The organism is Thiospirochaeta perfilievii, from assembly GCF_008329945.1.
In the GTDB taxonomy this organism is placed as follows: domain Bacteria; phylum Spirochaetota; class Spirochaetia; order DSM-2461; family DSM-2461; genus Thiospirochaeta; species Thiospirochaeta perfilievii.
In genome coordinates this window covers 2,678,860-2,690,882 of the sequence record NZ_CP035807.1, presented here as the reverse complement: position 1 = coordinate 2,690,882, position 12,023 = coordinate 2,678,860, and the positions used below count along the sequence as shown (strand labels likewise).

Genomic DNA, 12,023 nt, shown 5'->3' with positions numbered 1-12,023 from the left:
ATTAATGTTATTTATTTATACTAATATTTTCCAACTCTATTTTTAATGCCTTTGTAGAAATAGTTACCTCATAAAAAAGTAAAACAAGGGAAACCCCTAAAAGAATCAATCCTATAGCAAAGAGAATCTCCCCTATAAATAGATAGGTTAAAAATAGAGAGAACATTGATAGGGTACAAAAAAGAAAACTAAGAGCTCCAAAACCCTGCATATACTTTATAAGGGTCAATCGAAGATTTAAATTTTTTATCTGCCCCTTAATTCTGCTATCATCATCTTTAGGAAAATCATGGACTAGTTGTCTAACTATTTGAGCTAGGGTTAAAAATTTATTAGTATAGGCTAGCATAAGGAGTGATATTGCAGAGAAAAGAAGTGCTGGTGTTGTTATAGTCATATATTAATATTGGATTTTTTTTCACTAGTTGTAAAGAGTAAAAACCCACTAATTTGTAATAAACAAACTAGTGGGATCTCTATTAATAACAGGAACACTCTTTTAGAAACTTATCAAAAGCTTTAAAACCCTGATCTGTTTTCTTAAAGACACCAGCACACTCTAATACTTCTGAGAATCTACTTGCAACAGCTTTCTGTAGAACACAATCAGCCTCATCCTTTGTTAGAGTAGAGTTAAAACTGTTTTTAATACTACTAAACCAAGGAAAGTGATTCTCCATCTTACTCTCAACAAAGCTTAAACTCTCTACTCCCTGTAATACTTCAGAGAGTTTTACTAAGTCCTTCTCTATTCTAGGAGGTAGTATAGCAAGACCCATAACCTCAATTAAACCGATATTCTCTTTTTTAATATGATGTAAATGTTTATGGGGATGGTAGATTCCATCAGGATGTTCCTCATCACACCTGTTATTTCTTAAAACTAAATCAAGTTCAAAATTTCCATTATCATTTTTTCTCGCAATTGGAGTGATAGTATTGTGTGGTATATCTTCACCATTAACACAACTAGATGCTAAAATCCCAACACTTTTATCGGAGTAAGCCCTCCATTTATCCAAAATAAAACTAGCCATATTTACAAGATCCTCTTTATTTTCCCCTGAGATTCTTATTACAGACATAGGCCAATCAACAATAGAGATTTTTACGCCTTTAAAATCACTATTTGTATACTCTTTTATCACCTTAGCATCTACCATTGGGAAACGATGGTTCCCACCTTGGAAGTGGTCGTGACTTAGAATTGAGCCTCCAACAATTGGAAGGTCTGCATTTGATCCAATAAAGTAGTGGGGCATAATCTCAACAAAATCAGTTAATCTTACAAAAGACTCCCTACTTATTCTCATAGGCTCATGCCTAGCCTTAAAAATAATGGCATGTTCATTATAATACACATAGGGAGAGTATTGATAGAACCACTCTTCTCCGTTTAACTTTAGAGGAATAACCCGGTGACTTGATCTAGCAGGATGATTGATATGCCCTGTATATCCTACATTTTCAGCACAAAGAAGACATTTAGGGTAGTTTGTATTTAAAACCCTTCCAGCTTTAGCTATATCCTTTGGATCCTTTTCCGGTTTTGATAAATTTATAGTTATCTCTAACTCTCCAGATTCCGTTTCACATTTCCAATACTTATTTCTTGCAATTCTATCTGTTTTAATATAATTAGATAATTTACTTAAATTATAATAGTACGTAGTAGCAGCCTCTACACCAATACTCTCTCTAATATTTTCATATTTATTGTATAGCTCAGATGGTCTAGGCATAAAAAGTGACATAATTTTTGCATCTAATATATCTTTTTCAGATAGGGAGTCATCAATTATTCCCCTTTTTACACTCTGGTTTATTAGTTTATTTAAAATCTCTACAGGATAATCTGGATATGTAGCTTCAAAGGCCCTATCTGATGGTTCATCTACCTTAAGAAGATCAATTAGTTGATTTCTAACCAGGTATACATCTAAGTTGTTAATCATTTTATGGAATATTCCAAATCCTATAAGTTCTTCAATTAAATCTGCTGTTATTTTCATACTACTCCTCATATCCATTAGGATTATTTTTATGCCATTTCCATGCAGACTCGATTATTGCTTCTACACTGTTAAATTTAGGATCCCAGCCTAACTCCTTAGTCGCTGCAGATGCTGAGGCTATTAAAACCCCAGGATCTCCAGCTCTTCGCCCCTTTATTTCAGCTGGGATAGGATGGCCGGTAACCTTTCTAGCAATTTCAATAATCTCTTTAACAGAGAATCCGGTACCATTCCCAAGATTAAAAACCCGACTATCACCTCCACTCTCTAACCGTTTTACAGCTAAAACGTGGGCATCTGAGAGGTCTGAAACATGAATATAATCCCTAACACAGGTTCCATCCTTAGTATTATAATCATCCCCAAAAACCATTATCTTATCTCTTTTACCACCTGCAACTTCCAATACAAGGGGTATTAAATGGGATTCTGGCTTATGATCCTCCCCTATTTTTCCAGAGATATGGGCACCAGCAGCATTAAAGTATCTTAGAGCTGTATATGTAACTCCATGGGCTTTATCAACCCAATTTAACATTTTCTCTACTGTTAGTTTTGTCTCACCGTAGGGATTAGTTGGGATAGTTCTATCATTCTCTTCTATTGGAATATTTTTAGGCTCTCCATATGTAGCAGCTGTTGATGAGAATACAATGTGTTTAACCCCATATTTAACCATAGTTTTTAATAATTGAATTGTCCCAAATACATTGTTGTCATAATATTTTAGGGGATCAGTAACACTCTCACCTACCCTGGAGTCTGCAGCAAAATCAATTACTGAGAGTATATCATTCTCTAAGAAAACCTTTTCTATATCATCTAAATTCCTAAGATCACCCTTATAAAGTTTTACACCTGTAGGAACAGAGGACCTATGTCCTGTACTTAAATTATCAAAAACTACAACTTCTTCCCTAGCTGATACTAGGGCAGCCACAGTATGGGAACCAATATAACCAGCTCCACCACAAACTAAAATTGCCATAAACTCTCCTATACTCTTCCTGCACCCTGACCTACGCCAGCAACATAAAATTCTGGTTTAAGCCCAGTTCTTTTCTCATAATTATCACCAACTTCTTTAATAAAGCTTTCAACAAAATCCTCTTTAACTAAACTTACTGTACAACCACCAAAACCTGCTCCAGTCATTCTAGACCCAATGGTCCCAGGTATTTTCCTAGCCTCTTCAACCATAATATCAAGCTCTTTACCTGTTACTTCATAAAGATCTCGTAGTGAATCATGACTCTGGTTCATAAGTAGACCAAACTCATAAATATCTCCATCTTTAAGAGCATTTTTAGCCTTAATTGTCCGAATATTTTCATAGACAACATGCTCTGCCCTATCTCTACAAATATCATCTTTAATTAGGGTCTTATTTAATTCAAATGTTTCAGTATCTAATTCGCATAAGTATCTTAAATCCAGTCTACTATTTAAGGCTTCTACAGCCATATCGCATTGAGATCTTCTCTCATTGTATTTAGAGTCTGCTAAACCACGTCTTTTTTAGTATTTCCAATAACAATCTTAACACCCTCTAATACTAAAGGAACATACTCATACTCTAATGTGTTACAGTCTAATAAAATAGCATTATCTTTTTTTCCCATACCAACGGCAAACTGATCCATAACTCCACAATTAACACCTACAAAATTATTTTCAGCCGATTGACTCATTAAAACAATATCTATCATTGATTTATTACAATTAAAGAGATCATTAACTATTACTCCAGTTAAAACCTCTAAGGAAGCTGAAGATGATAACCCGGAACCATTGGGAATGTTACCATAATATAAAACGTCAAAACCTTTTATATCAAAACCTTGGTTTAAAAACTCCTTAATAACACCCTTAGGGTAGTTAGTCCAATCATCCTCTTCTTTATACTCAACACTATCTAAAACGATCTCTACTCTTTTCTCAAAATTTAATGTAGCAAAACTAATCCTGTTATCACTTCTTAACCTAACAGCGGCATATGTCCCAAAATCCAGGGCGCATGGGAATACAAAACCACCATTATAATCTATATGCTCACCAATAAGATTAACCCTTCCTGGTGAAAAAAACTCAATAATTTCACCTTCTGGACCAAACACTCTCTTAAACTCATTTATCATCTCTTTTTTTCCATAACTATCCCCCTTACCTAGGACTCTCTTAAAACTAACTTTGTTTCAAGATAGATCTTCTGGTTTTCATTATCTTCATTACTCATAATCCTATATATTCTTTGGGCAGCTAACTGCCCTAACTTTGTCATTTGTTGATCAACAGTTGAAAGAGCTGGACTGGATATTTGAGAAATAATAGTATTATCAAATCCAATTATCCTTAGTTTATCGGGAACAGGCACTCCTGCATCCTTAGCTGCATTTAAAGCTCCTATAGCCATCCAGTCATTACAACAGAGAATAGCTCTAGGTTTATTATTAGACTTTAACGCTTCTAATACCAACTGCTTAGATGAATTAACAGCGTTTAAATCGTTACCATCATCTATTTTTAAAACTCTTTTATTAAGGTTTTTATCACTTATAAAGTTATTATAAACAACTTCTTTTATATCATAGGAGTAACTCTTACCCCCTCTTAGTAGGGCAATATCTCTACAATTATTATTAAACAGATAGTTTAAAGCTTCATTTACCCCGGAGACAGCATCATTTATTACATAGTTACACTTAATCCCATCTGAATACCCGTTAATTAATACTAAGGGAGTTGTAGATGAAATCTTCTCTAATTTACCAGACAGAATATTCTCTTTTCTTGGGTCAATCATTATTATCCCATCTACCTGCCTATCTATTAGACTGTTTAGCATCTCGATCTCGCTTTTATCACAACCCTCTGTATGACATAAAAAAGTTGTATATCCTAGGGGCCTAATTACACTATCAATCCCTTTTATAACCTCAGAAAAGAAAAGGTTTTCTATTGAAGGAGTTAAAATACCTATTGTTTTAGTATAATTCTGTATGAGCCCTTTAGCTAAAAGATTAGGCTTAAAATTCAAATATTCAATGGCTTTTTCAACTTTTATTCGGGTAGATTCCTTAACTGGGTAGTTTTTATTAATAACCCTAGAGACAGTGGTAATAGATACTCCAGATCTTTTTGCAACATCCTGTATAGTAGCTTTTTTCATATTACTCCATTTAATAGAAAAGGTTTTCTATAAATAAATATTATCACAAAATATTCCATTGTCAAGTGAGGATATGCTATAATTTGAAAATGTTGTTATCAAAATTTCAGATAGATCTAGTAGATTCAGAACTTATTAGAGATAAGTTTGCCGGAACCTATATATTAAATAGTAACAATGAAGTTGCCATTATAGAAGTGAGTACATCCCATGCTGTTCCAACAATATTAAAAAGATTAGAAGAGCTTAATATACCAAAAGAGTCTGTTAAATATCTTTTTATTACCCACATACATTTAGATCATGCCGGTGGAGCAGGAACACTTTTAAAAGAGCTACCTAGGGCAAAATTAGTAGTGCAACCAAGTGGTGCAAAACATATGGTTGACCCAACTAAATTAATTCTTGGGGCTAATGCTGTTTATGGTGAAGAGGTTGTAAAAAAGGATTATGGGGTTATTACTCCAGTTGATCAAAGTAGGATTATCTCCTGTAGTGATAATCAGGTATTTAACATTGGAGGTAGAGAGTTAACAACAATTTTTACCCCAGGTCATGCCCGACATCATATATCTATATATGACAGTATTTCTAATGGTATATTTACAGGGGACAGTTTTGGACTTACATATCCAGAACTAAATATAGAGGGTAGAAGATTTTATCAACCAACAACAACTCCCACAGCATTTGAGTATGATAAAATGGTTGAATCGATAGATAAGATGATGGCTTTTAATCCTAAATTACTCTTTTTTACCCACTATGGATTCTCTGATTCACCTAAAGATGTTGAGTACCAAATTAAAAAACGTTTAGATGACTATGTAGATCTTGTTAAATTTAATACAGAAAATCTAGAGCTAAGATTAGGCCAATACTATATAAATGAGTGTAGTAACTTTGGAATAAAACTTAGCAGTGAGAATATTCTTAAACTCTTTGAAATTGATATTAAACTAAACTCTATGGGCTTAATCTTGTGGAAAAATAGATAAATAGATCTATTTAACAAATTTCCTATTGACCATGCTATATATTACAATTAAAATGTAGCCCTTCTTGAGTTTGGTATGACTAAAAAAAATAAGACCATTATAGAATAGATATGGAGAGATATTGTGGAAAATCTAGACAAAATTAATAGAAAAATATTAAATATTTTACAGGATGATTGTTCAATTACAAACAATGAACTGGCAAAAAGAGTAGGATTAGCTCCCGCAACAACACTTGAAAGAGTTCGAAAACTTGAGAGTAGAGGGGTTCTTAGTAACTACGTAGCACAGATCAATCCAAAATCTGTTGATAAAGATACAATAGCATTTGTAGAGTTATCATTAACTAAACATACTACTGAACAGGTAGAACAGTTTAATAGAGCAATTGTTGAACTTGAAGAGGTAGAGGATTGTTATAGAATATCTGGAGACCGAGACTATCTATTAAAGGTAAGAGTTAAAGATATTAAGGACTTTGATCGTTTTAGTTTTGAAGAGTTATCTAAAATTCCAGGGATTGAGAGATGCTCTACAAAATTTGTATTAAAACCAATTATCAACAAAACAAAAATTACACTTCCTGAGGAAGTATAACTTATCTCTGTGATTCTGATAAAACTCCTTTTATTAAAGGGGTTTTATCATACAGACAATCATCTTTTTCTATATCAAAATAGATCGTTCCACAGAAGGGACAAATTTTATACTCCCCAACATGCCTAAACTCTATACTTCTAATTAAGTTGTAATGAAGATAGAAAGTAACTGGGGATGCAAACTCTTCATCATAACCGGATATAACACCTGTAGTCTTTAAGTAGATAGTATAACTCTCCCCTGTAACAAGCTCTAAGGTAGCTTTTGTAAAACCTCTATACTCATTATCTGCAAAGTCATCCTCGTTAAAGCTTATTCTTTTTATATTTTTAAAACTAACACTATAAAGTCCAGAGTTTCGTCTAACCCAAAAGAAAAATTTCTTATCGTTATACTCATCAAAAAAAGATATCCTGGAAACCTTAAATTCTAACCCCTGGTTATCCTCTATAGTAGCGTAGAAAAAAGGATCGTAGATGATATCATCAAAAACAACTCTTTTTTCTAGGACTTCCTGGGAAAAAACATATAAGGGGAAAAAACATAAAGCTAGTAGTAAAATTCTATTCATATAGAAAGTATATCACATAGATCCATTAAGAAAAAAGTTCCTTTTTAATTTCATCCATATTATCAGAGAAAAGTTCTGTCTCTGGATGATCAAAATAACTCCTTAATAATTTTTTACTCTTATTTGGAATGTTCTTCCATATAACATCTCTTTGGGCACTATCCATCTTTATAATAGTTGCTGTTAAAACCCTTAAACTACTATTAACAAATCCAGCCGTTTTCATAGAAACTCCATTATTGGCACTAAAGGTGTAGTCTTCGTTTATTTCAGAGAATATAATATCCCTTAGAAGTAAATTCCACTCTCTTGTTGTCCATGCCCCCTCTTCCTCGATTAAAATTCTTTTAATTCTCTCACTAAACTCTGGCATAATATATTTATCCATAATATCTAGGGAGTACTCAACTTTTTTAATCGCTTCTGCCTCATACTTAAATCTATCATTTAAATTTCTAAGCCACTCAAAATAGGAGGCGGTAACTCCAGCTCCATTTGCTAAAAAGTCATATATTACAGTTATGTTTTTAGAGTTTAAAATCTCCTCAGCCTTAGACGTACATGGACCATTAGAACCACAGGCAACAACCAAAGCTTTAATATTATAGGCATTATTTTGGGTTATAGCATTCTCAAGGGCTGCAGGAATTAGAATGTCGCAAACCTCTGTTAAAATGACACTACCCTCCCTAGGTCCTAAAATCTGCTTTTTAACCCCGTTTTTACACTCAATTATCGATCTGTTACTTCCACTTACCTCTTTTAATATCTCACTAAGGTCTAGATTATCTCCAAGGATTGCTCCCCCGGCATCGGCGACTCCAACTAAGTTAACACCATACTTGTTTAACTCACTCATAATTGAACTTCCAACCTTACCAGATCCTTGAACTATAACTCTTTTACCTCTAAATAACTTAGGATATATTTCAGTCTCTAAAATACTCCACTGATCAGTGGAAATTAGTGGTTTTGGATCTGACTCTATTAATTTGTTTTCGTTTATTGATTGTAATAAACAGAGTAACTCAATCTCCTTAGGTGTTAGAGCTGTAGAGGCTTCCCACTTACCATCTAGGTATAAATTTGTAACAGTCTGCAAAATACTGTAACAGAGTCCCCGTCCTGTAGCCCCGGTTCTAGCCTCAATCCCCATTTTAGGTTTACCTGTAATTTGGGCTGCTGTAACTAAATTAAGATACTTCTCTGTTGTGGATAACTCCTTTAAAACATCCCGGTCTAAGTAGTCTATATCAAAGTTCTCATATAAAATTCTTCTAGCCTCTTCAACGGAAATTAAATTATTTCCTATAAGAGCTACACCTTTTTTAACTCCATAGGCTAATAGGGATAGATCCCTAAGGGCAGATTTAAAACCTTCAAATAGATGGCCTATCTCCTTTGCTCCACACCCTACATCACCTGCAGGAACATCCTTTGTAGGTCCAGTAACTGCAAATATTGATCTACCAAAATTTGAAAGAGTATCAAAGAAGTCCATCTTATTCTCTGAAAAATCCCTAGGGTTTAATTTTAAGCCTCCCTTTCCTCCACCAAAAAGTATTTTAGACCTTGCACACTTCCATGTCATCATAAAGCTAAGGGCAGCAACCTCATCGTACCTAACTATAGAGTCAATTCTTAATCCACCCTTACTTGGTCCCCGGGCACTATTGTGTTTTGCTCTAAATCCAGGCTTGTTTTTTGTTTTATCATCTTGCCTACAGGATACAAAAAACTCATCAAGTGTTTCGTAACCTAACAGTAGGGAGAGGATCTCCATATTCTCTGAAACCCCAAGAAACTGTGCAGCTTTAAAAAAGTCTGATACGGAATTTAAGTAGAAGTTGTTATACTCACCATCCTTATTTATATCACTATTATCTTTACATAAAAGGGCAAGGCTCTCTACAGCATTTTTAAAATCCTGCTCCTTAGAATCAAGGGTCGTTAAGGCTCGGATAATGGTATCAATTCTCTCCTTAAACTCTGTCCTATTATCCCCATCATTCTTTGTAGACACTTCAACACTATTTATACTTTTAGTTAGCTCCTCTATATCACTTAATGGGTCCATATATATCGAGAGAATTCCAACGCTTTCATCCCCGTCTATTAAATCGTAATAGACTCTATTCATACTAATATCAAACTTTTCAATCTCTTTTAACATAGTAATAACCCAAGTATCCACAGGGTTCTTTATTATTAGAGCTAATCTCTTCTCATCCTCATCTTCTTTTTTATCACCAATTTTTTTTGCAGCAAAATCCTTATAAACAACAAGAGAATCACTGGCTCTAGCCATTTCGTAGTAGTTCATATGTCTAAAAAGTCTAACACCTGGAGAGTGGGCTGTAACCTCTTCTGTTAAATAGTCTAATTGAATACTATTTAAAAAGTCTAAACCATACTTAAAACCTCTATCCTTTGATAACTTCTCCCCTGATTTAAGCATGTCCTTAATACTTAACCATAACTCTTCAGGAACTTTAAAGTCACTCCGCCCCCTCTTAGTAATTGAGACAATAGATATACCACTTCTTGTATACTCTGCATCAAAAGACCCAATATTCATATCTAGATTCTCTTCAATTAATCTCTCTAATCTGCCCGGGGTATCCCGCCCTACATTTACAAAGTATGTTATTGTTTTTCCATTATCATCAACATCCTCTAGGTAACGGCTATTAGCATTTAAAAGTTGGGTATACAAAAATATGTGTCTTGCAATTGTATTAGGAGAGTTACTATAAAAGTACCACCTAGGCATATAGTCTTGGCTAAAGAACATCTCTAAAATCTTATCCGCTGTTCCAATATCCATCTTGTAGTCATTTTCTAAAATTAAACCAATTTTTTGACGAAGCTCTCTTTTTATCATAGGGCGACTCCTTATATTATTTAAGTGTAAGCCTAAATACTAAAATCGTAAAATAAAATTGATTATTTTTACATTGAGAAGTATTATTGGCCATGGATTTACTATTTTTACCCTTATCATCCCTGCTACTACTATCCCATACAGTCTTTTTTTTTAGGGCAATTTTCTACTATAAAAGGGAATTTACACCACAATTTATTGATAAAGCAGCCAAAACCCTATCTATAACACTGTTAATTCCTACACTAATAGTTGCAACAACTGTAGTTGATAATTATATCTACTTACTGCTAATTTGGGCCCCGGTATTAACTATCCTAATATCAAACTTTAATAAAAGGGTTGTCTACTTAAAACCATTTCTATTTCCTATGATAAACCTTCTACTCTTTATATCCATATTTCTTTTATCCCTGAAGGAGGGATTATGAGTCTTAACTATATTGAAATCCAGAAGATAGTGTCAGAGATCGATTTAGTTGGTTCCTATTTTCAAAAAATTGCCCCATTAGATTACGACACCTTCCTGTTTGGATTTTATAAAACAAATTCTCCACTAGAGATTGTAGTATCTACTGGTAAATATAGTAGGATACACCTTTCTACAATTAAACAAAAAAAATTAGGTAAACCACACAACTTAGTAGAGTTTATTAAGGCCTACCTTATTGGAGGAAGAGTCGAGAGCCTGTTACAAATTAATAATAATAGGGTTATCCAGATTTTAATATCTAAGGAGAGTATTAAATACTATATATATATCCGTCTATGGGGTGGACACTCTAATATTATAATAACAGATAGAGAGAGTAGAATCCTCCATTTACATAAAAAAAGTAGAAAGAGCAAGGAACTGCCAAATGAGTTTTTTATCCCTCCTACAGGCTCTCCTAAGGAGAAGGATTATAAATTGAGGAACCACAACTTTCCTACATATAATAGTTTTATAGAAGATGAGTATTATACTTTAATAAAAAATGATATAAAAATTGATGAGGAAAAAAGGTTACTCCAATTTAGAGAAAAGAGGGAGAAGGAACTAAACAATCAGCTTAAAAGAGCAGTTGCCCTAGAAAAAAAGTATCAAAATCCTCAAAGATATAAAAACATTGCAGACCTTATCGTATCTAATATATATAAAATAAAAAAAGGCGATACAAGATTAGTAGCTACAGACTATAGAGATGGAGAGGAGATTGAAATAAAAATTGATCCAAGTCTTGAGCCAAGTAAAAATAGCGATCTCTATTACAAAAAATACAAAAAAGCCCTCTCTGGTTTAGAAGTTGTACAAAAACAGATAGTTGATATAAAAAAAGAACTAATTGATATAAATAAACAGGAACCAGTTAAAGAAGAGGTTATAAGTCGTAAACCATTAGTTAAAAGACCAGGGTTATACTACACTTCAAAAAAATGGGAGTTCCTTGTTGGAAGAAATGCAAAGGAGAATGAAATCCTTTTACGAAAGTATGTAAAGGGTAACGATATGTGGCTACACGCTAGAGACTACCCAGGAGGTTATGTTTTTATAAAAAGTAGAAGAAATATAACCTTCCCGCTGGAAGTAATATTAGACGCTGGAATTTTGGCCCTTTTCTATAGTAAGGCAAAAAACAATGGTAAGGGGGATATTATGTATACCCAGGTTAAGAATCTAAGGAAAATAAAAAAAGGGAAGCCTGGAGAGGTTATACCATCAAATGATAAAAATATCTTTGTAAAACTTGATAAAGAACGACTTGAAACCCTTAAAGCTTAACCCAACTTTAAAAATATATTATAC

Annotated in this window: 12 protein-coding genes; 4 read left to right on the top strand and 8 right to left on the bottom strand. The window is 33.5% G+C overall.

The annotated features are described in order from the left end of the window. Nucleotides 1-7: 7 nt before the first annotated feature. The 6 genes from EW093_RS12390 to EW093_RS12370 form a co-directional block, all read right to left on the bottom strand. Entirely contained in the window at nt 8-397 is a 390-nt protein-coding gene (locus EW093_RS12390) for a DUF2721 domain-containing protein (RefSeq protein ID WP_149568717.1), read from the bottom strand. Nucleotides 398-479: 82 nt separating this feature from the next. Then, nucleotides 480-2,012, bottom strand: a complete 1,533-nt coding sequence (locus tag EW093_RS12385; RefSeq protein WP_149568716.1) for a UDP-glucose--hexose-1-phosphate uridylyltransferase — start codon at nt 2,010-2,012, stop codon at nt 480-482. A 1-nt stretch (nt 2,013) separates the two neighbouring features. Beyond that, the gene (galE, locus tag EW093_RS12380) at nt 2,014-3,003 is read right to left on the bottom strand and encodes a UDP-glucose 4-epimerase GalE (RefSeq protein WP_149568715.1); all 990 of its coding nucleotides are present in this window, start codon (nt 3,001-3,003) and stop codon (nt 2,014-2,016) included. An 8-nt stretch (nt 3,004-3,011) separates the two neighbouring features. Beyond that, complete coding sequence (locus EW093_RS17695) at nt 3,012-3,479, bottom strand: galactokinase (protein ID WP_246745034.1); 468 nt, start codon at nt 3,477-3,479, stop codon at nt 3,012-3,014. Between the two features lie 38 nt (nt 3,480-3,517). Further along, entirely contained in the window at nt 3,518-4,153 is a 636-nt protein-coding gene (locus EW093_RS17690; protein ID WP_246745033.1) for a galactokinase family protein, read from the bottom strand. A gap of 29 nt (nt 4,154-4,182) precedes the next feature. Continuing rightward, a complete protein-coding gene (locus EW093_RS12370) occupies nt 4,183-5,184 on the bottom strand; it encodes a LacI family DNA-binding transcriptional regulator (protein ID WP_149568714.1) in 1,002 nt (333 codons plus the stop codon). An 89-nt stretch (nt 5,185-5,273) separates the two neighbouring features. On the opposite strand from EW093_RS12370, the gene EW093_RS12365 reads away from it, so the two are divergent. Further along, nucleotides 5,274-6,182, top strand: coding sequence for an MBL fold metallo-hydrolase (locus EW093_RS12365; RefSeq protein ID WP_149568713.1), 909 nt, complete (start codon nt 5,274-5,276; stop codon nt 6,180-6,182). A gap of 123 nt (nt 6,183-6,305) precedes the next feature. Next, nucleotides 6,306-6,779, top strand: coding sequence for an Lrp/AsnC family transcriptional regulator (locus EW093_RS12360; RefSeq protein ID WP_149568712.1), 474 nt, complete (start codon nt 6,306-6,308; stop codon nt 6,777-6,779). 1 nt (nt 6,780) lies between these two features. On the opposite strand, the gene EW093_RS12355 is transcribed toward EW093_RS12360, so the two are convergent. Together EW093_RS12355 and EW093_RS12350 are read right to left on the bottom strand one after the other, a co-directional pair. Continuing rightward, the gene (locus tag EW093_RS12355) at nt 6,781-7,353 is read right to left on the bottom strand and encodes a hypothetical protein (RefSeq protein ID WP_149568711.1); all 573 of its coding nucleotides are present in this window, start codon (nt 7,351-7,353) and stop codon (nt 6,781-6,783) included. A 25-nt stretch (nt 7,354-7,378) separates the two neighbouring features. Further along, nucleotides 7,379-10,237: a Glu/Leu/Phe/Val family dehydrogenase gene (locus EW093_RS12350; protein ID WP_149568710.1), complete on the bottom strand. Its 2,859-nt coding sequence runs from the start codon at nt 10,235-10,237 to the stop codon at nt 7,379-7,381. A gap of 92 nt (nt 10,238-10,329) precedes the next feature. On the opposite strand from EW093_RS12350, the gene EW093_RS12345 reads away from it, so the two are divergent. Together EW093_RS12345 and EW093_RS12340 are read left to right on the top strand one after the other, a co-directional pair. Next, nucleotides 10,330-10,668 carry a hypothetical protein gene (locus EW093_RS12345; protein WP_149568709.1) on the top strand — a complete coding sequence of 113 codons (339 nt, stop codon included), beginning with the start codon at nt 10,330-10,332 and terminating at the stop codon, nt 10,666-10,668. Continuing rightward, on the top strand, nt 10,665-11,999 hold the full coding sequence (locus tag EW093_RS12340; protein ID WP_149568708.1) for an NFACT RNA binding domain-containing protein: 1,335 nt from the start codon (nt 10,665-10,667) through the stop codon (nt 11,997-11,999). Before EW093_RS12345 ends, EW093_RS12340 begins: the two co-directional genes overlap by 4 nt. Nucleotides 12,000-12,023: the final 24 nt, after the last annotated feature.